The sequence below is a fragment of the Bacillus sp. MBGLi79 genome, assembly GCF_002953915.1.
In genome coordinates, this window is record NZ_CP026521.1 from 1,064,157 (window position 1) to 1,084,226 (window position 20,070).

Annotated in this window: 16 protein-coding genes and 1 pseudogene; 12 read left to right on the top strand and 5 right to left on the bottom strand. The window is 45.6% G+C overall.

What is annotated here, in order from left to right; translation table 11 throughout:
- Position 1: 1 nt before the first annotated feature.
- The 10 genes from C1T29_RS05295 to lnrN all read left to right on the top strand — a co-directional run bounded on the left by C1T29_RS05295 (position 2) and on the right by lnrN (position 13,124).
- Entirely contained in the window at positions 2 to 2,335 is a 2,334-nt protein-coding gene (locus C1T29_RS05295; protein WP_071581278.1) for a peptidase G2 autoproteolytic cleavage domain-containing protein, read from the top strand.
- A gap of 393 nt (positions 2,336 to 2,728) precedes the next feature.
- Positions 2,729 to 4,450 (top strand): ABC transporter ATP-binding protein, encoded by a 1,722-nt coding sequence (locus tag C1T29_RS05300; protein WP_071581279.1) that lies wholly within the window; start codon positions 2,729 to 2,731, stop codon positions 4,448 to 4,450.
- Positions 4,444 to 6,258, top strand: a complete 1,815-nt coding sequence (locus C1T29_RS05305) for an ABC transporter ATP-binding protein (RefSeq protein WP_071581280.1) — start codon at positions 4,444 to 4,446, stop codon at positions 6,256 to 6,258. The genes C1T29_RS05300 and C1T29_RS05305 overlap by 7 nt, the downstream gene beginning before the upstream one ends.
- A gap of 153 nt (positions 6,259 to 6,411) precedes the next feature.
- The gene (catD, locus tag C1T29_RS05310) at positions 6,412 to 6,816 is read left to right on the top strand and encodes a DoxX family oxidoreductase CatD (protein WP_014663239.1); all 405 of its coding nucleotides are present in this window, start codon (positions 6,412 to 6,414) and stop codon (positions 6,814 to 6,816) included.
- Positions 6,817 to 6,833: 17 nt separating this feature from the next.
- Complete coding sequence (gene catE, locus C1T29_RS05315) at positions 6,834 to 7,691, top strand: catechol 2,3-dioxygenase (RefSeq protein ID WP_103749999.1); 858 nt, start codon at positions 6,834 to 6,836, stop codon at positions 7,689 to 7,691.
- A gap of 117 nt (positions 7,692 to 7,808) precedes the next feature.
- Complete coding sequence (lnrJ, locus tag C1T29_RS05320; protein WP_103749998.1) at positions 7,809 to 9,011, top strand: two-component system sensor histidine kinase LnrJ; 1,203 nt, start codon at positions 7,809 to 7,811, stop codon at positions 9,009 to 9,011.
- Complete coding sequence (gene lnrK / locus C1T29_RS05325) at positions 9,008 to 9,670, top strand: two-component system response regulator LnrK (RefSeq protein ID WP_095432300.1); 663 nt, start codon at positions 9,008 to 9,010, stop codon at positions 9,668 to 9,670. Before lnrJ ends, lnrK begins: the two co-directional genes overlap by 4 nt.
- 143 nt (positions 9,671 to 9,813) lie before the next feature.
- The gene (gene lnrL, locus C1T29_RS05330; protein ID WP_071581283.1) at positions 9,814 to 10,749 is read left to right on the top strand and encodes a linearmycin resistance ATP-binding protein LnrL; all 936 of its coding nucleotides are present in this window, start codon (positions 9,814 to 9,816) and stop codon (positions 10,747 to 10,749) included.
- Between the two features lie 12 nt (positions 10,750 to 10,761).
- The gene (locus C1T29_RS05335) at positions 10,762 to 11,952 is read left to right on the top strand and encodes a linearmycin resistance permease LnrM (protein WP_071581284.1); all 1,191 of its coding nucleotides are present in this window, start codon (positions 10,762 to 10,764) and stop codon (positions 11,950 to 11,952) included.
- Between the two features lie 14 nt (positions 11,953 to 11,966).
- Positions 11,967 to 13,124, top strand: a complete 1,158-nt coding sequence (lnrN, locus tag C1T29_RS05340; RefSeq protein ID WP_103749997.1) for a linearmycin resistance permease LnrN — start codon at positions 11,967 to 11,969, stop codon at positions 13,122 to 13,124.
- A 37-nt stretch (positions 13,125 to 13,161) separates the two neighbouring features.
- Here lnrN and C1T29_RS05345 read toward each other — a convergent pair.
- Positions 13,162 to 13,764, bottom strand: a pseudogene (locus C1T29_RS05345) (GNAT family N-acetyltransferase).
- A 48-nt stretch (positions 13,765 to 13,812) separates the two neighbouring features.
- A complete protein-coding gene (padR, locus tag C1T29_RS05350; RefSeq protein WP_069149200.1) occupies positions 13,813 to 14,361 on the bottom strand; it encodes a transcriptional regulator PadR in 549 nt (182 codons plus the stop codon).
- Positions 14,362 to 14,821: 460 nt separating this feature from the next.
- On the opposite strand from padR, the gene C1T29_RS05355 reads away from it, so the two are divergent.
- Positions 14,822 to 15,910: an acyltransferase family protein gene (locus C1T29_RS05355; protein ID WP_103749996.1), complete on the top strand. Its 1,089-nt coding sequence runs from the start codon at positions 14,822 to 14,824 to the stop codon at positions 15,908 to 15,910.
- A 34-nt stretch (positions 15,911 to 15,944) separates the two neighbouring features.
- On the opposite strand, the gene C1T29_RS05360 is transcribed toward C1T29_RS05355, so the two are convergent.
- Positions 15,945 to 16,562, bottom strand: a complete 618-nt coding sequence (locus C1T29_RS05360) for a TetR/AcrR family transcriptional regulator (RefSeq protein WP_103749995.1) — start codon at positions 16,560 to 16,562, stop codon at positions 15,945 to 15,947.
- Positions 16,528 to 17,781: an MFS transporter gene (locus C1T29_RS05365; RefSeq protein WP_103749994.1), complete on the bottom strand. Its 1,254-nt coding sequence runs from the start codon at positions 17,779 to 17,781 to the stop codon at positions 16,528 to 16,530. The genes C1T29_RS05360 and C1T29_RS05365 overlap by 35 nt, the downstream gene beginning before the upstream one ends.
- 123 nt (positions 17,782 to 17,904) lie before the next feature.
- Between C1T29_RS05365 and bstA the strand changes: the two genes are divergently transcribed.
- Positions 17,905 to 18,441 carry a bacillithiol transferase BstA gene (bstA, locus tag C1T29_RS05370; protein ID WP_103749993.1) on the top strand — a complete coding sequence of 179 codons (537 nt, stop codon included), beginning with the start codon at positions 17,905 to 17,907 and terminating at the stop codon, positions 18,439 to 18,441.
- On the opposite strand, the gene C1T29_RS05375 is transcribed toward bstA, so the two are convergent.
- On the bottom strand, positions 18,438 to 19,994 hold the full coding sequence (locus C1T29_RS05375) for an MFS transporter (RefSeq protein ID WP_103749992.1): 1,557 nt from the start codon (positions 19,992 to 19,994) through the stop codon (positions 18,438 to 18,440). The genes bstA and C1T29_RS05375 overlap by 4 nt on opposite strands.
- Positions 19,995 to 20,070: the final 76 nt, after the last annotated feature.

Sequence of the window (20,070 nt, forward strand, 5' to 3'; positions counted from 1 at the left end):
AATGGAAAATCATACAACTTTTTTAGGTCTTTACAAACCTGAAAGCACTGAAAGTATTGAAATTGATTCCAAGCTTGCCGAGAATTTCGAAACGATTGATAGTAAAATTGGGATTGCTTTAAGTGATGGAATAACAACTTTTGAAAACTTAAATGAAAGACTCAAAATGTATGAGAACAGATTTGAGTACCTTGATGAACGAAACGTAATGGATTATGGAGCTAAAGGAGACGGAGTCACAGATGATACGCAAGCATTTCATGATGCGATGGCCGAAGGCGGTTATCTCATAAAAGTCCCTGCAGGCGTATTTAGGGTATCTGGCCTGCTCGTTCCTTCGAATACAATGCTGGTTGGAGCGGGTAAAAAAAGGACCATCATCAAGTTATTAGACGATACGCCAGTTGGTCACTCTGTACTCACCAATAGTGATCATACAAATGGTAATGAAAATATCTACATTGGACATTTGACACTGGACTGGAATAAAGATACGCGTCCTGCCGGATGGAAGATCCCTAAGGGGCCCACTTCAAGCTGCTTGCTTTTTGCAAATGTGGATTACTCTTTTGTAGAGCATGTTTTTGCAAAAAATGCCGGCCTTCACGGGTTTGATGCTACAAGCCCGAATTATAACAGACACGGCGAACATGATGATCCTACCTTTTATCAGCCTGGTGGCTGCAACTTTGTAACCTTCTCATATTGCGAAGCAACAGGCTCTGGCGATGATAATTTCACATGTCACTTTGGAAAGCATACGACTTTCAGTCATTGTCTTTCTTACCATCCGATGGGGTTAAATGATGGGTCTTCAAATACAAACTGTTTTGAAATCGATGATGGCTCTCAGGATGTATTGGTTGATAGCTGCATCGCAATTGGAGGAGTTCGAGGATTTGAAATTAAAGCTCATGATTATGCTCCGGCTGCAAAAAGAGTTCAACTTGTGAACTGCCGTGCCTATGAAAATGCAATTAGTTTTTGCATTCGGCATATAGGACACCACACAGCAAGTGATCCTCAATCAGCATCAGCTCATGACGTTCAGCTGGCTAACTGTATCGCATATAACCCTAAGCCGAGTGATCTGTACAAAGGGGCAGGGCCGAATGCATTGCAAATTTCAGGTTACGATGGCGTCAATGTGGTGAATTTTCATGCTATATGCGATGATTCCTCCATTAACTATAAGGGAAATTCAGTCGTAAGCGTGTATTATAAAGGGCGTCTAATCAATTTAAAGAATATAACGATTAGAGGATTTAAAACTGCTGATAATGATCTTTATATTGTAGGTGGCGACAATTCTGTCGGCAAGGTAATGATTGATGGTGTGACATTGATCGATTCAGCCGAAAAGGGTGTTGTTTTTGGGAGCGGTATGTACGAGTCTGTAGTTAGTAATGTATGGGGGCAAAGATCGCCTAAAAATAACAGTGGTACAGTTGGGATTTTTTCTGTTGACCCTGATCTTAATGTTTCTAATTGTGACTTTTCAGGCTACGAAACAGATTTTAAGATTGGCGGCGTCGTGACGCCGTACTTTTTGTTTAAACATAAAGGAAGCGGGGTTATTGGCTCTCGTGATTCCCATGCTACTGGAAATAATAATTTTGTAGCTGGATCTGTTCGAAGCAGAGCAACTGGAGCAGCCCAATCTTCTGTAATAGCCTCTTATAATACGATCAATCCGAACTCAGACTCAGTTGCTCTAGGATGGGCAAGCGGGAGCACACCATCCTCATCAAACAGAAAGATTGAATTTCATGCAAAAGATGGAACAATTAAGGCTTCAGGAAGCATAAAAAGTTCCCAAACGTTCTCGGATTACGCTGAATATTTTGAGAGTCTAAGCGGTGAAAAAATTCCGACAGGAACCCTAGTTACTTTGGAGGGAGATAAAATTAGACCCGCAAAAAAAGGTGACTTCATGCTTGGAGTTATTTCTGAAACAGCTGGTGTAATACTTGGTGAGTCAAGCTTCCAGTGGTCTGGAAGATACCTGAAAAATGATTTTGGCGGATATATTTATGAAAAACAGAAAGATGCCAATGGCCAAATCGTCATGGCGCCTATGGAAAATCCTGATTATAAGCCAGATAAGAACTATGCCTCTAGGGAAGAGAGGGATGAGTGGAATGTTGTGGGCCTTGTAGGGCAGGTTTATGTCAAATGCGACAGCACAGTAAAAGCTGGAGACTTTATTCAAGCGCATAATGACGGAATGGCAACAAAAGCTGAATCTCCTAAACAAGGGTGGCAGGCCATGAGAGTCATTAAAGAGTTCGACAAGAGTAAGGGATATGGAGTGGCTTTAGTATTTATTCGGTAAATTAAAATGTACAGATTCTAAATAGAGTGCTTAATCATGCACTCTATTTAGAGTCTTAGTTAGGTTTAAGAAATTTTTCACTACATTTTCATCAGATTAATTCCTCGCAAAAAGATCTTCGTTTTAATATTTATACTTTTCATTATTCCTATGGTTTCAGCAACTTCCCTAATCTATCTAAGTCCATCCAGCACTTCAATTTTCTAGAGCTAAACTTATCTCGATATGTGTTTAATGAACTTAGATCAGTCAGTAAATAGCTCTCGAATAAAAGATAAGGTGATTTTGTTCATGTTTTTATAACACATCATTACAGTAAAATTCTTTCATCAAGTTCTATAAACAATTAAAATAAAAAGTACATATTGCTAAAAGGGGTTTGGAGGCTTTTACATGCAAAAGGCTTTAGCGTTTTTAAAACCATATTCATTGCTGGCGGGAATTGCGCTGATTCTTATGCTGACGGAGCTTGCGGTTGAACTGATGCAGCCTTTATTGATTGCGAAAATCATCGACGATGGGATATTGAAGCAAGACCTGCGTCATGTATGGACATGGGGCGCGGTCATGATCGGACTGACCGTGTTATCCTTTGCGGCGGGGATGTTGAATTCCTTTTATGCCGCCCATGTCAGTCAAAGCTTTTCCTATGATACGAGAAAAGGGCTTTTTCAAAAAATCCAGTCCTTCTCCTATTCCACATTTGGACAGTTTTCATCCTCTTCTTATATTACAAGGCTGACAAACGACGTCACACAGGTTCAAAATATGATTTTTATGAGTTTGCGGTTTATGCTGCGGGCTCCTTTAATGATTGCAGGCGGCATTGTGCTGTCGCTTGCCGTTAATGCGAAGCTCGGCTTTTTTCTGCTTGTGGCCATTCCGATCCTGATCTTGTTTTTGCTATGGGTATTAAAGAAAGGCGGGGCGCTGTTCCGCTCAGTGCAAAAACGGCTGGATCAAGTGAACACCATCATGCAGGAAAACTTAACCGCAATCAAGCTGATCAAAGCGCTGCTTCGCGGCAGCCACGAGGTCAAAAAATTTATCAAAGCCAACACAAGACTGATGGAAAAAACGGTTTCTGCCTTTCAGCTTGTGGAATTCACGATGCCTGTATTGATGCTTTTGATGAACCTCTGCATCCTGTTGATTTTGTGGGCGGGGGCCTACAGTATCACGAGCGGAAGCACTCAGGTCGGCGATGTTGTTGCGATTATCAACTATGCCACACGAATTACGGGCGCGCTTTCGATGTTTCCGTTTTTGATTATGATTTTCACCCGGGCGAAGGCTTCAGGAGATAGAATCGGCGAGGTGCTTGAAACAGAAGGCGACGAGCGGGAGGAGGGCATCATATCTGATCGTTTGGCGGGACGGATTGAGTTTCAGCATGTATCCTTCCGCTATCCTGAAATGGACAGGGAAGCGCTCAGAAATGTCTCATTTTCCGCAAAACCAAGAGAAACAATCGCGATTCTCGGTGCGACGGGCTCGGGCAAGTCCACGCTTTTTCAGCTCATTCCGAGGCTTTATCAGCCGGATGCAGGCCGCATTTACATAGATGAAAAGCCGGTTCAAGATTTTCCGGCTGAAGGGCTGCGCAGGCAAATTGGATATGTACCGCAGGAGGTTCTCTTGTTTTCAGGCACAATCAAAGAAAATATCGCTTGGGGCAAAGATAATGCTTCACTAGATGAAATAATGGATGCGGCCAAACACGCGCAAATTCATGAAACGATTTTGAAGCTCCCAAATGGATATGACACAGTTTTAGGGCAAAGAGGCGTCAACCTGTCCGGCGGTCAGAAACAGCGGATTTCCATTGCTAGGGCGCTGATCCGAAAGCCGGCCATCCTTCTTTTGGATGACAGCACAAGCGCGCTTGATCTGCAAACGGAAGCGAAGCTGCTTGAGGCAATCAGCACATACGAGTGCACAACATTGATCATTACACAAAAAATGACCACAGCAATGAAAGCTGATCAGATTTTGCTGCTTGAGGACGGCGAACTGATTGAAAAAGGCACTCACAGTGAGCTGCTTTCTGAATCTCAGTTATACAAGCGCATTTACGAGTCACAATTCGGAAGGGAGGGGAGCGAGTCATGCTAAAAGACATCCGCAAGCCTTTCCAATATCCCAAACTGCCAATTGACAAAAAAGAAAGCGCGAAAAAGCGGGCGAAAGCAAAGGATACAAAGGGTACACTGAGACGAATCTGGTCTTACTTGGCTGAACGAAAAGGACTTCTCGTACTTGTCATGCTGATGGTTGTCATCAGCGCGATATTCGGGCTCCTTGGCCCCTTTGTGATCGGAAAGGCCATTGACCATTTTATCGTTGGGAAAACGGTCAATGGCTTGATTCCTGTTTTGCTTCTTCTGCTCGCTATCTATATCATTCAGTCCCTGTCGCTCTGGTTTCAAAACTACTGGATGATTACGATCTCGCAGGGCACGGTTTTCAGAATGAGAAGCGAATTGTTCACCCATCTGCATGAGCTGCCGATTCCGTTTTTTGATAAACAGCGGCACGGCGAGCTGATGAGCCGGGTGACGAATGACATCGAAAATGTCAGTTCTACCTTAAATACGTCAGTCATTCAAATTTTGTCAAGCGTGATCACCTTTGTCGGGACCGTTGCGGTGATGCTGTACATGAGCCCGCTCCTTACATTGATTACGCTGACCATTATTCCGGTGATGGCAGCGAGCCTGAAATGGATCACCAACCGAACGGGAAAGCTGTTTAAAGAACAGCAGAAAAATCTTGGTGATCTGAATGGGTATATTGAGGAATCTGTTTCCGGCGCAAAAGTCATTAAAGCCTATTCGCGTGAGAAGCAGATTACTGCTGAATTTCTCGAAAAAAACGCTGCTCTCAAGACGTCGGGCTTTTGGGCGCAGACGATTTCAGGGTTTATCCCGAAAGTCATGAACTCTTTGAATAACTTAAGCTTTACAATGATTGCGGCAATCGGCGGTCTGTTCGCGCTGAAAGGCTGGATCTCGATCGGCTCAATCGTCGTCTTTGCCGAGTATTCAAGACAATTTACACGTCCTTTAAACGATCTGGCCAACCAGTTTAATACGATGCTGTCCGCAATTGCCGGTGCTGAACGGGTATTTGACGTGCTTGATGAAAAAGAAGAGCGCGAGGATGAAAAGAACGCCGTGCATCAGCCTATCCAAACAGGAAGCATTGAATTCCGGGATGTGTCCTTCGGTTACGATAAAGGGCGACATACACTGAAGCATTTACAGTTTACCGTGCCTGCCGGGCAGTCCATCGCGTTTGTCGGGCCGACGGGGGCGGGAAAAACGACCGTCACCAACCTACTCGCCCGTTTTTACGAGCCTGACGAAGGAAGAATTTTAATCGACGGTACAGATATTAAAACCCTTACTAGAGCAAGCCTGAGAAAAAACATGGGATTTGTTCTTCAGGATTCGTTTTTGTTTCAAGGAACGATCAGAGAAAATATTCGATACGGCAGGCTTGATGCTTCTGATCAGGAAGTAGAAGCAGCTGCAAAAACAGCAAATGCCCATAGTTTTATTGAAAGGCTGCCAAAAGGGTACGACACCGTGCTGACGCAAAACGGCTCGGGCATCAGTCAAGGACAGAAACAGTTGATTTCTATAGCGCGGGCGGTGCTTGCCGATCCGGTTCTTCTCATTTTGGATGAAGCAACAAGCAACATTGATACCGTAACGGAAGTCAACATTCAAGAAGCGCTTGCCCGTTTAATGGAAGGAAGAACAAGCGTCATCATTGCCCACAGGCTGAACACCATTCAAAGAGCGGATCAGATTGTGGTGCTGAAAGACGGCGAAATGATTGAAAAGGGCAGCCATGATGATCTGATCCGGCAAAAAGGATTTTACAGCAACTTATATGAAAGCCAATTTGAGAAATAGACCTTTGTCCTGCACAGAGGTCTTTTTTGTTACAGTTTTATAGTACTTTTATGTCATTTTCGTAAAATGTAACAAAATTACTTGACGTAAACAAGTTATGTATATATACTAGCTTACATTAAGTAAGTGATAACATTTATCAAGGAGGATCAAATGAATAAATCATTTGAAATTGGCACATTACTTTTAAGGGTTATTACAGGTATTATCTTTTTTGTTCATGGTTTATCAAAGTTTCAGGGAATGGAGGGCACCATCCAATTTTTTGGAAGCATAGGCCTTCCAAGCTTTATGGCGTATGTCATCGCAGCGATTGAACTCATTGGCGGAGTGCTTGTCTTCTTCGGATTGGCTACACGTATTGTCGGTGTACTGTTCGCACTTACACTGATCGGCGCCATCATCACAGTTAAGCTGAAAGCGCCATTCATGGGCAATGCAGAATTTGATTACCTTCTGCTCTTGACATCTATTCACCTGGCGCTTACGGGAAGCCGATTCCTGGCGCTGGACCCATTAGTGTTTAAAGGAAAAAAGAACACAAACGTATCAGCATAAGAAAAGAGGCATACAGCATGACCAGCATTCATGAGGATACACACATTGGCTATGCCAAACTCACAATCCGCAGTTTGGAGCGTTCCCTTCAGTTCTACTGTAACGTCATCGGTTTTCAAGTCTTAAAAAAGACGGATCATCGAGCTGAATTAACGGCTGACGGGAAACGCATCCTGCTTATTCTTGAAGAAAATCCAAGCGCCGTCGTCTTGCCTGAACGGTCTGTAACAGGCCTTTATCACTTTGCGATTCTTCTACCGGACAGGAAGGAACTTGGGATCGCGCTCGCCCGCCTGATTGAACACGGTATTGCGATCGGGCATGGGGATCATGCTGTGAGTGAAGCGCTCTATCTGTCTGATCCTGATGGAAACGGGATTGAAATGTACGCTGACCGCCCCCGCAGCACGTGGCAGCGTGACCGGGAAGGGAACTACGTCATGACGACAACCGCTGTTGACATTGAGGGCCTATTGGAAGAGGCAGGAGATGAACGGAGAACAGTGCTTCCCAACGATACAATCATCGGACACATTCATCTGCATGTCAGTGATTTGAACGAAGCAAAAGCGTTTTATACAGATGTACTGGGCTTTGACATTGTCGGAAACTATGCGGGCATGTCCGCTCTCTTCGTTTCAGCCGGAGGCTACCACCATCATATCGGTTTAAACATTTGGGCGGGAAGAAACGCGCCGCCCAAACCGACAAATGCCAGCGGACTAGACTATTACACGGTTGTTCTGCCTCATCAAGAGGAACTGGATCAAGTGGCTGACCGAGTCAAACGCGCCGGATATTCGATCGAAGAAATGGAAAACAGCTTCCGCGTGAAAGATCCTGTTTCCGGGGCCCATATTCTATTTGTGATTTGACTGCAATCCCCTTGCCGAAAAAACGGCAGGGGGATTTTTTATTTTCCAGAAACTCCTGTCAAAAATGCCCTGAGGCAGGTATGATAAGAAGGGAATTGGGTATCGGGAGTGATGAGCGTGAAAGCTCTTTTTTTTACGAGAATGTTCACCTTGATGGTGAGCTGTTTAATGTATCTGTCCATTGTGAAAGAGGATAACTGGTTTGGATATGTATTTATCGCAGCAGGTGCTGCCATGTATGCAGCCAATCATGTTTTGCTGACAAAAGAGACAAATGCCATCTGGTTCTGCCTGATTGATATTGCAATCGGCTTTTCGTTCGGATTTATCTTTCCAGGCACAGGTTTGTTCATTATTATGCTTTGTCCGGTTGCGGTCGCCTTTTTTCTGCGGGGGTTTTCTAAAAGAACAGCCTGGTCTGTCTTATGTCTTTGCTCTATTTTGTTTTTGATCGTCCTCATCCGTACATATGCGATGTTCGGCAATGAATTTGTCATTGATCATTTGACCAGCATGACATTCGTTGTCTTTTGCGGTGTCGTCGGCAAATTAATCCGCAAGCTGTTGGATGCGCAGGAAACGGCAAAACAGCAGTACCGGGAACTGACAGAATCCCACTTGGCGCTGTCTGCTGCCCACGAGGAGCTGCATTTATATGCGAAGCAGATTGAGGAGCTGACCGCCATTCATGAGCGGAATAGAATGGCAAGGGAAATCCATGATACAGTCGGACACAAAATGACGGCGCTCCTCGTTCAGCTGCAGCTTTTGCGTGAATGGCAAAAAAGAGACAGCCAAAAAGCGGATGAGACAGTCGGTGTCTGTGACACGCTTGCCCGGGAAGCGCTTGATGATGTCCGCTTATCAGTACGCACCCTGCAAACGGAAAACGATCCTTCGCTAATCGAATCGCTGAAACAGCTGACAGAAGACTTTTACAAAAATGCAGGAGTCACAACCGAATTTGCGGTTAGCGGTGATCCTGCAATCATCCCGCTGTCTCTTCATCCGACCCTGATCAGAACGGTGCAGGAAGCACTGACCAATGCCAAACGGCACGGCGGCGCCACAGCCTGTTCGATAAAGCTTGCCTGCACAACGGACAGCGTAAGTCTTGTCATTAAGGATGACGGCAAAGGAAATCCAGAAGCGGCACTTGGCTTTGGTCTCTTGAATATGAAAAAGCGGGCAGCGGAGCATGGCGGAATGATCTGCTTTGAGAGCGAACGGGATCAAGGGTTTACTGTAATCGCCGAATTTTCACTGGCTAATAAAAAATGGAGCTTCGGGCCCGCGCAGCAAAAGGAGAATTTATCATGATTAAGATCATCATTACCGACGATCAGGATATCGTCAGAGAAGGGCTGGCATCCCTGCTTCAGCTCCGAGAAGAGCTCGATGTGATCGCAACGGCGCGAAACGGACAGGAAGCCTTCGAAAAGGCGAAAGAGCTGGAGCCGGATATCGTGTTAATGGACATCCGCATGCCAATCTCCAATGGTGTCGAAGGAACAAAATTGATTACAAGCTCTTTGCCTGGCGTAAAGGTTTTGATGCTGACAACCTTCAAGGACTCAGAGCTGATTGCTGAAGCGCTTGAAGAAGGAGCGAGCGGATACCTGCTGAAGGACATGTCGGCAGATACGATTGTAAAAGCGGTCATGACTGTTCATTCTGGCGGAATGGTGCTTCCTCCGGAACTGACTGCTCAAATGCTGAATGAATGGAAGCGTGAAAAACAGCTGAAAGGAATAAGCGAGATAGAAAAACCTAAGGAGCTGCTCGACTTGACCGAGCGCGAGATCGAGGTTCTGGCTCAGCTGGGGTACGGGCTGAATAACAAAGAAATTGCCGAAAAGCTTTACATTACAGAAGGCACAGTCAAAAATCATGTTTCAAATATCATCAGCAAGCTGGCTGTCAGGGACAGAACCCAAGCCGCCATTTACTCGGTCAGATATGGTGTATCTGTCTTTTGACATATGACGTTTTGCATATGCATTTCTCTAAAAAGGCCTTTTACAGGCCTTTTTTTCATGCCTTACATTCTATCCGGCGCTACATGCCGCACGCCTTTCTTTTTTCTACAATGGCAATGGGAGTAAAAAAGGAGTGAAACAACGTGCTGCAAGCAGAAAACATCAAAAAGGCATATGGAAAAAAAACAATTGTGAAAGGCATTTCATTTTCCCTACAAAAGGGGGAGTCATTCGGACTGCTCGGGCCAAACGGTGCGGGAAAATCCACAACCATCTCGATGATTTCCGGCCTTGTGCCGCATGACAGCGGAAACATCACAGTCGGCGGCTGTGTCATCGGAAAAGAAACAGCCAAAGCGAAACAAAAAATCGGTGTTGTCCCGCAGGAAATTGCTTTATATCCGACGCTCACGGCTCATGAGAATCTTATGTTTTGGGGGAAAATGTACGGACTTACGCACGGTGAGGCTAAAAAAAGATCGGCAGAGGTCCTCGAATACGTCGGCCTGACTGAGCGTGCCAAAGATAAAATTGAAACATTCTCCGGAGGGATGAAGCGAAGAATCAACATCGGTGCGGCTTTAATGCATAAGCCCGAGCTGCTGATTATGGATGAACCGACTGTCGGTATTGACCCTCAGTCAAGAAATCATATTTTAGAAACGGTGAAACAGCTCAACGAATCGGGCATGACGGTGATCTATACGAGTCATTACATGGAAGAGGTTGAGTTTTTATGCGATCGGATCGGAATTATTGATCAGGGCGAAATGATTGCGATCGGTACAAAAAATGATTTGTGCAGCCGTCTTGGAGGCGATACCATCATTCAGCTCACAGTCAGCGGGATCGATGAAGCGTTTCTTTTTGCAATCCGTTCTTTGGCCCATGTGAATGATGTGACAGTACATGATTCAGAGCTCAAAATTGACATTGCTGCGGCCCATCATGAGAAAGTCGTCACAAGCCTGCTTGCTGAAGCCGCTGCCCATCATATAAACCTGCTGTCTCTTCAGGTGCAGGAACCAAATCTGGAGCGCCTGTTTCTGAATTTGACCGGCCGCACGTTGCGGGATTAAGGGGGAACGGCTATGAAAAAAAGCATATGGATCGCATGGAAAGATGTCAAAATCAGAATCACGGACAGAAAAGGGTTTATGATGCTTATCCTAATGCCGCTGATCCTAACCTGTATTTTAGGAGCGGCGCTCAGATCAGTTGTTGACGGAGGCAGCGGTATTGATGAGATCAAAGTCGGCTACGTTCAACCAGATCAGTCAGATGCAGCGAACATGTTTACAAAAGATGTGCTCAAAAAAATGAAATCGATAAAGGCCACACAAGCAAACAGCGAAGATAAGATGAAGAAACTGCTTGATGAAAAGAAAATCGATGTAGGTATTGTCATTCCGAAACATTGGGAATCCGGCAAAACCTCAGCTGTAGTTTATGCCGCTCCTGATCAAACATTAAAAAGTTCCATCATCGAAACAGCTGCCAGCTCTTTTATAGACCAATATAAAGCGGTAAAAGAAGCCGCATCAGCTTCAATGGATTACGTCAGCAAAACGGCAGCTGTACAGCAAGGAAAACTTGACCCTGCACAGTTTGCAGAAAAGCTGACAAAGACGCTTGAAAGAGAAACGGGCGACAAGCTTACTATTGCGGAAAAATCTGTCGGCAGCAAGGCAGTTACCAGTTTTCAATACTATTCGGCTGCAATGTTTTGCATGTTTATGCTGTTTCATATGACAGTCGGGGCGAAATCATTTTTACAGGAAAAGGATACTGAGACGCTTGCCAGAATGCTGATGACGCCCGCGCAAAAATCTGTCATTCTCTTCGGAAAGTGGCTTGGGACATATCTGTTTGCCATCATACAATTTTTCATATTTCTGATCGTCACAATCAATGTTTTTGGTGTGGACTGGGGCGGCAATCTGCTGTGTGTGAGTGTTCTCGGGCTTTCTTACGCCGCTGCTGTATCCGGCATTTCAATGCTGCTTGCGTCCTTCCTCAGCGATATGAAATCTGCGGATGCGATCGGCGGCTTCGGTATTCAATTGCTTGCAGTTCTCGGCGGGTCCATGCTGCCGCTGTACCAATTTCCGGACGTCTTGCAGACTGTATCTAAAGCTGTGCCAAATCGCTGGGCGCTTGACGGCTTTCTTTCTTTAATGGAAGGGGGAGGCTGGGCTGACCTTCAAAAGCCTGTGCTTCTTTTTGCGGGGATTGGGCTTTGCTCACTTGTAATTGGTATCAGACGGCTTCATACAAGATAAGGAGGTACACCAGGGTGAAAAAAATCATAGCCATTTGCGGCATTGAGCTTTCTCTCATTTTTAAGAAGCCGCAGAACTATTTAATCATGTTTGCTGCCCCGCTTTTGCTTACCTTTGTATTTGGGAGTATGCTCAGCGGAAATGATGATAAATTGCGGCTTGCAATCGTTGATCAGGACGACACGATTCTCTCACAGCATTATACTCGGCAGCTGAAGGCGCACGATAATATGTATACATTCGAAAGCATGTCTGAAAACAAAGCGTCAGAAAAGCTGAAACAAAAGAAAATTGTCGGGATCATCGTCATTTCCCGCTCGTTCCAGACACAGCTGGAAAAAGGCAAACATCCTGAGCTGATTTTCCGTCACGGCCCCGAGCTGTCGGAAGCGCCGATGGTCAAACAATATGCAGAAAGCACATTGGCAACGCTCAATATTCAGGTTACCGCGGCGAAAACGGCAGCTCAGACAGCGGGAGAGAGCTGGAAGGCGGCGTATAAAACAGTTTTCGCCAAAAAACATGAAGATTCAGCTCCGGCTGTAAAACGACAGACGCTCAGCGATAAAAAAGAGGGTGTGGAAGCGAGTGACACAGCCTCCAGAGCAGCAGGCTTTTCCATCCTATTTGTCATGCTGACCATGATGGGAGCGGCTGGAACCATTTTAGAAGCAAGAAAAAACGGCGTCTGGTCCAGATTGCTTACAGCCTCAGTCAGCCGAGTGGAAATCGGTGCTGGATATGTGCTGTCCTTCTTTGTCATTGGCTGGATTCAATTTGGCATATTGCTTCTCGCAACCCATTGGCTGTTTGGCATCAACTGGGGGAATCCGGCTGCGGTTATGGTGTTGGTCTCGCTTTTTCTGCTGACCGTTGTCGGCATTGGATTGATGATTGCGGCCAATGTCAGAACGCCAGAACAGCAGCTCGCGTTTGGCAACTTGTTCGTCATTGCAACGTGTATGGTGAGCGGAATGTATTGGCCGATCGACATTGAACCGAAATTTATGCAATCCATCGCTGAATTTCTTCCTCAAAAGTGGGCAATGAGCGGGCTGACTGAGATTATCGCTAACGGTGCCCGCGTCACAGATATTCTCGGGATCTGCGGCATTTTGCTTGCATTTGCGGCAATCACTTTCGCAGCGGGGCTGAAAGCGCTCCGAGCTTAAAAAAATCATCTGTCCGAGGGACAGATGATTTTTGCAATTATTTTGTTTCTTTTTCTGGCAGTTGCAGTCTCCGTTCTAAATGCAGTTTCACGGATGGCCAGTCCCTGTCGATAATGCTGTAAAATACTGAATTGCGGAATGTTCTGTCTTTTCTGATCATTTGATTTCGCAATATGCCTTCTTTCACTGCTCCCAACCGCTCTATTGCTTTTTGCGATCTAATATTCCGCTCATCCGTTTTGAATTGCACCCGAATCGTGTTCAACCGTTCAAAGCAATACTGTAACAGCAAATATTTGCATTCGGTGTTGACTGAGGTGCCCCACACTGAAGGGTGAAACTACGTCCAGCCAATTTCAAGGCTCCTTGAAGCGGATGACATATACAAAAATCGCGTCGTGCCGACGATTTTCCCACTTTCACGATGAATAATCACAAAGGGAAATTCTGTTCCGTATTCTTTCGTTTGCAGGGCTTCCTCGACAAAAGCTTCCATATCATGCAGCGTTGTAATGGTTTTCGGTAAATAGGCCCAAATGTTTTCATCTTTTGCAGCCTCATATAAACCTTGAATATGGCTCTTATCCATCGGTACCACTCGGATCAGTTCCCCTGTTAATTCACGCAATGTCACATTCATTGTCCGTCCCCCGCATTAAGTATTGGAGCGGCCTGAGGCCGCTCCCGGTTAATCCTTATCGATCATAGCTAAAATCGATTCCAGCCAAGAAACGTAATTTTTCTCCCGCTCCAGCGCTTTCGTCAGCACGAGGTAGTGGCCGAAGTCCGGTGAAGAAAACGACATCGGCTCTGCTGAAGCCATAAGCTTTTCATAGCTTTCCTGCAGGTCAGACAGCTTGGCCTTGCGTTTTAGAAGCTGGTCTGTAAACAATTCTGAAGCCTCCTGCCGTGATAGAGAAGAAATAAAGTATGCCTTCAGCATAAATTCATCCTTCACCGTCTCCGGTATCGGCTGATGGCGGATCAGCCAGTCATGCAGTTCCTGCTTTCCGCTGTCTGTCAGGGTGTACATCTTTTTCTCCAGCTTTGTGCCCTGAATCGTTGTCCGGAACGTGATAAATCCTTCATCCGTCAGCTTTTTGAGCTCAGGATAAATCTGGCTATGCTTGGCGCTCCAAAATTGTCCAAGCTCCTCTTTAAAATAACTCGTAATGTCGTATCCACTCAATTCGCCTTTTCGCAAAAGCCCTAATATGGCGTATTTTAATACTCTCATGCTATCCTCCGTGTCTATGGCTGTTTCGCAAAACAGATGAGCCGGTGCTCAACTGTGATTCTAACTGCCTATTCCCCTTATTATAGAAAAGGGAGGAAGGGAACACAACCGGGCCACTTGGGAAATGAAAATAAAAGGTATGTCAGACGTATCCGATTCATCTCCATCGATGATATAAAAGAGATTTACATTTAATTTTAGAAAAATATAAACGATATTGTTTTTTTATGTATAATGGGGAATCCTCTCATAATATGAGCCGCAATATCTATATCTCCATAAAACAACCTGCTGTCTCCGTTACAGCGGGTTTTTTCGTCTGAGAAAGCCATAGGGTTCTTATGACCTTAGTCTATCATGCATACGTCATTATATGACATCAGGCACTTTTTCAAATAGAACAGACATGTTAAGGTACAACCATCGATTTCTGTCAAATTGAAATAAAAGGAGCGCTGTCATGCAAATTAAAGAAATTTTTATGATCCGCTGCATTTCGTGCTTAAGTGTCGTCCTGCTCCATATCATTTCAATGGTCCTGATGCTTCAGGCAGAAGCTCTTGCAGATATTTCTCACATTGTTGATTCTTTCCGTACCCTCCTGATGTTCAGCACGCCCGCTTTTATTTTCATCTCTGAATTTTTACTGGCGCGTTCTTATCCTGACGGGGTGCCGGGCGGTTTTTTAAAGAAGCGGGGAAAAGTGATTTTTGTTCCTTTTTTATTTATCGCGGCCATTGATGCCCTGCTGATGACCAGTGCGATGGGGGGAGAGATAACCTTTCTCGCGTTTGTGCAAAAGTATCTGGCGAATGTATTCCTAGGAAACTTTATCGGGTACTTCATTCTCGTCATCTTTCAGTTTTACATTCTGCATATGATGTTTCATGAGTATTTGAAAAAAGCATCTCCGAAATGGGTGTTGTCTATCTCATTTGTGGTGACAGCCGCTTATTTAAGCTATTTCTCCGCAGTCAGCCCGGCTCCTGCTTCTGAAGAGGGCGGGTCATTTCCGTTCTTCTGGGTTCCGTTCGCAGGCTGGCTTTTCTACTTTTGTCTAGCCTACTATTGCGGAAAAGAGTACAAGCGTTTCTTAGCGCGGCTGAACCAATACCGCTGGGTCGTATACGGTTGCGCAATTGCTTCTGGTGCGCTGGTTGTCACTGTTTCTTATGTCGGCGAAATCGGCATGATCAGCTCGAAGCGGCCTGATATCATGCTGTATTCGACAAGCATGATTTTCCTGTGCTTTCACTTGTTTTCTAAAATGAAGCATGTGCCGAAAATCATGATGTTTATCAGCAACTATTCCTTTTCGATTTATCTGCTTCATGCCTATTTTATGATGATAGGCTACGTGTTGCTTTTGAATATGCCCGAAATTCCCGCCGTACCGGCTGTTTTCCTGCTGTTTGCCGTGTGTACAGCTGGGCCGATTCTGACCTCGTGGGCGCTGAATAAGTTCAAATACGGGTATTTATTTGTGGGGAAAATTTATCAGCCAAAACAGAAGAAGGTAACAGTCGAAGTGCGTGATCACGCAGGGTAAAAAAACAAGCGGCAGGGGGCTCCTGCCGCGTTTTTTATTTCTCCTCCGCTTGCAGAACTGTTTTTAAATATAGTTTTGCAGACTCAGCAAGTCCAGATACATCAGCCTTTTCTTTATCGAAATACAGGGCGTTTTGAATGATGCCGTCATTCATATTGAGGAAAAACTTGGAGATAGTCGCAAGAGGCTGAACCGGCTGAAACTCTCCCTGATCGATCCCTTTTTGCAATAGCTTTGAAAACCTTTCCACAAAAAGGTCATACCTTTTCTCCAAATACTGCCGTCGCTTTTCATTCCGCCAAGCTGTCACTAAATATTCAAATTGCACCGGCGCCAGCGTATCTGCGACATCTCGCAGGCCCTCAGTCAGTTCATCCAAATAGATTGAAATGGCGGCCCAAACACTTTGGTGTTCAGCTGATTTATCAAGCTTTCGGAGTCCTTCATCCAGCCCTGTTTCAATAATGCGGCGAAACATCTCCTCAGTGCTTGAAAAATAAAGATAGACACCGCCTCGGCTGAAACCTGATTCTTCCACAACGTCCTTCATCGTCGTTAATTCGAATCCTTTTCGTTTAAAAACCGTTTTGGCAGCCTCTAAAATCTCTGCCTGTCGTTTATCCTTGTGCTCCTTTGTTACTTTCGGTGACAAGATATCGCCTGCTTTCTGAAACTTTCTTACCTATAAGTGTAATCAACCCAATCATGATCAGCAAGCAGCCACAGACAAGAAAAGCAAGTGAAACACCGATCCATTCCGCCAGCACGCCCCCGCCCGCCATGCCGAGGATGGAGGCGAGGGTTGTCGCGCTTTGAATGGCGCCGAATACCCTGCCGCTGTAATCGACAGGCACTGTTGTTTGCACGAGAATTTGAAATGGAATATGGACGAGGCCGAAAGCCGCCCCCATGATGAAAAAAGCAAATATAAAAAGAGCCATGCCGGCAATGCCCATACCGGTTAGAAATGGCACACCTCCAGTCGCTAGTCCAAGAAGAAGGGTTCCAGTTGAGAAATAAAGCAAATAAGAAGTGATCTGCCGTCTGCCGGCAATGACCGCCGTAAGGAGCATTCCGGCGCCGCTTACGGCCATGCACCAGCCTGCAAGCTCGGGCGGAGCTCCTGAAATGGAGCGGATAAGAATAATCGCTTGGGAATCACCAATCTGCAAAACAAAGAGAACGACACAAGCTGTGAGTAAGCCTGTTAAAAGCAGCGGCATCCGTTTCAAAAACTGAAGGCCTTCCTTGATAGAAGTAAGTGCTGATATTTTTTCTTGAGGTGTATTGGCTTTTTGTAAAAAAGCATCTCTGGGGAGGAAAAACAAAATGACAGCGGAAAGAAAGAAGGCGCCGGCGTTTATATAAAAAACAGAATGTATCGAGAAAGCAGCGATCAGCGCGCCGCCGAGGGCAGGGCCGAAGATTTTTGAACTGTTATCAATGATGCTGCTGACGGAAACAGCCTGCTGGAGGTGTGCTTCCGGCGCCAATTCCTTAAGCTTTCCGTTTTTAGCAGGTGAAAAAAGTGAAGAAAAACAGCTCTGAACGCATAGCAATACGTAAAGCTGCCAAAGCTCACTGACATAAACGCAGCTGATAACGGTGAGGGCACGGCCGATTTCAGACAGAAACATAATCGTTTTTCTGTCTGAACGGTCGGCGAGTAGGCCCGATACAGGTCCAAGTACAATGACAGGCAAAGCAAATGACATCATTAAAAACGACATATCTAATGGTGAAGCATCCAGCTGAAAAGCGGCTAACGTTAGCACGGCCAAAATGTGAAGCCAGTCTCCAAGTGAAGAAATGGTTTGTGAGGCTAACAGTGTCATCAGCCCTTTTTGAGTGCGAAACAACGGTTTTTCCATGATTCATCCTCCTAAATAATAAAAATGACACTAGTGTCGTTTTTATTGTATGAGAAAAAGACGCAAGACACAATCTTTTTCTTGTAAAATAAAGGAGAAGAGTGAAAAGAAGGGGGAACATGCATGACAACAGACAACCTAAGCTACCCAATAGGAGAATACAAGCCGAGGGAATCCATATCGAAGGAGCAAAAAGATGAATGGATACAAGCCCTTGAAAAAGTGCCTGCCCAACTGAAGCAAGCCGTAGAAGGCATGACGGACAGCCAGCTTGACACACCGTACCGGGACGGTGGATGGACCGTTCGGCAAGTTGTTCATCATCTGGCTGACAGTCATATGAACAGCTATATTCGTTTTAAATTAAGCTTGACGGAAGAGACGCCGGCTATCCGTCCGTATGATGAAAAAGCATGGTCGGAGTTAAAAGACTCGAAAACGGCAGATCCGAGCGGTTCACTCGCCCTTTTGCAGGAGCTTCACGGAAGATGGACGGCTCTGCTCCGCACTCTGACGGATCAGCAATTTCAGCGCGGGTTTTATCACCCTGATACAAAGGAGGTTATTACCCTGGAGAACGCGCTCGGCCTGTATGTCTGGCACTCACATCACCATATCGCTCATATTACAGAGCTTTCCAAACAGATGGGGTGGTCTTAACGCTTTTGCCGGCGGAAAGCTGGAATACTGATAGCGGCAATCACCAGCAGTGAGATCACAGCAGCCGCTGCATATAAATGGTCATAGCCGCTGGCGACACTCGCATGAATGGCGTCGCTTATCGCGGCTTTGACTTCAGGAACGGGAATGCGTTCAACTTGTTCTTGTAAAGTAGAAACATCAGAACTGTCGATCTCCGGAATCATCTGCCTCGCCTTTTCTGAATGCCCGCTGTCCGATAAGCGGCTCTTGATTTCATCACCGATTTGGTCGAACCCGGCTGTGATAAAACCTGCGTAAAGAGTAGGCGCCAAGGTCAGTCCAATTTGTCTTACTAATGAAAGCGTGCCAAGCGCTGTGCCCTTATTTGTTTTAGCCGCCTCTGATACAAGGACGTTCAGCGGAGCCCCTAAGAGAAAGCCAAAACCGATCCCAGCCACCACACTTGCAATCACAAACTCCCATTTTTCCGTCACCCAAAGCGGAAATAAAGCAAACCCCGCACATGAGATGATTCCCGAAAGAATAACGGTTTTTACAGGACCTTTTTTGTCGGTAAGCGCTCCGCCAAGCCAAGCGCCGATTCCGGAAGCCAACGCAAGAGGTGTCATCCAATAGCCTGCTTTTGCGGCAGGGACTCCTAAATACTGCTCGACATATGACGGGATAAAAATGACTGCCGCCAAGAGTCCCCCGGATAACAAACCGATGATAAGCGTGCGCTGAAACATATGGTTGCGCAGCAGAGAATACGCTAAAATCGGATCGCCCCCGCGCATTTCAACTCTCTTTTCATACGTGATAAGCGCTGCAAAACAAAGAATGCCAAAAATAATACATCCATAAACCTCCGGATTTCCCAAGCTGTTTAAGAGATTTGCCCCGTCAAGGTTTGTCATGCCGTACATCACGGCTAAAATCGACAGGGACAGAAGAAAGATGCCAGCCGTATCGAGGCGTTTAGCCTCAGGCGCTTTTGTTTCCGCAATAAAACATGCGCCGAAAACAACCAATAGCACGGCAATCGGCAAATTAATCAAAAACAGCCAATGCCAAGACCCGGTCCAATCAAGCAGAAAGCTTCCGATATTTGGACCGAGCACAGCGGCCATGCCGTTCATTGCGCCCAGCAGTCCAAGCGCCTTTCCCTGCTTTTCCTTTGGAAGCGTAGCGAGAATGTGCGAGCTGCCGATGATGAAAATCCCGCCGCCGCCAAGCGCCTGAATCAGCCGCGATATCAGAAAGAGCGGGAAGCTTTGGCTCAAAGCCACAAGCAAAGAACCAAGTCCGAACAGGCAAACCTCAATGAGAAAGAGTTTTTTTCTGCCGTAGCGGTCGGAAAGCTTTCCGACGATTGGCACACTGACGCTAAGACCAAGCGTATAAAGGGTGATGCCCCATGATCCCCAGGAAGGAGAAACGGCAAACGACTCGTTTATCGTTGTTAAAGCAGCCGAAATAATTCCGTTATCTAAAGCAGCCATAAACACGCCAATCGTAAACAGGCTGATTGCCCACTTTTGGCTTTTCTGCTTTGTTAATGCTTCAGACATATTCATCAACTCCTCTTTAGTTCACTCTAAATATATTATTCATTTTAAATGAACTAAATGTCAAATAAAAAAAGCC

What these genes read in the sequence shown, in the direction of transcription:
- catD (WP_014663239.1), top strand. Translation starts at nt 6,412, where the DNA reads ATGAATAAATCATTTGAAATTGGCACATTACTTTTAAGGGTTATTACA.
- C1T29_RS05300 (WP_071581279.1), top strand. Translation starts at nt 2,729, where the DNA reads ATGCAAAAGGCTTTAGCGTTTTTAAAACCATATTCATTGCTGGCGGGA.
- C1T29_RS05375 (WP_103749992.1), bottom strand. Translation starts at nt 19,994, where the DNA reads ATGTCTGAAGCATTAACAAAGCAGAAAAGCCAAAAGTGGGCAATCAGC.
- C1T29_RS05305 (WP_071581280.1), top strand. Translation starts at nt 4,444, where the DNA reads ATGCTAAAAGACATCCGCAAGCCTTTCCAATATCCCAAACTGCCAATT.
- bstA (WP_103749993.1), top strand. Translation starts at nt 17,905, where the DNA reads ATGACAACAGACAACCTAAGCTACCCAATAGGAGAATACAAGCCGAGG.
- padR (WP_069149200.1), bottom strand. Translation starts at nt 14,361, where the DNA reads ATGAGAGTATTAAAATACGCCATATTAGGGCTTTTGCGAAAAGGCGAA.
- catE (WP_103749999.1), top strand. Translation starts at nt 6,834, where the DNA reads ATGACCAGCATTCATGAGGATACACACATTGGCTATGCCAAACTCACA.
- C1T29_RS05295 (WP_071581278.1), top strand. Translation starts at nt 2, where the DNA reads ATGGAAAATCATACAACTTTTTTAGGTCTTTACAAACCTGAAAGCACT.
- C1T29_RS05365 (WP_103749994.1), bottom strand. Translation starts at nt 17,781, where the DNA reads ATGGAAAAACCGTTGTTTCGCACTCAAAAAGGGCTGATGACACTGTTA.
- C1T29_RS05335 (WP_071581284.1), top strand. Translation starts at nt 10,762, where the DNA reads ATGAAAAAAAGCATATGGATCGCATGGAAAGATGTCAAAATCAGAATC.
- C1T29_RS05355 (WP_103749996.1), top strand. Translation starts at nt 14,822, where the DNA reads ATGCAAATTAAAGAAATTTTTATGATCCGCTGCATTTCGTGCTTAAGT.
- lnrK (WP_095432300.1), top strand. Translation starts at nt 9,008, where the DNA reads ATGATTAAGATCATCATTACCGACGATCAGGATATCGTCAGAGAAGGG.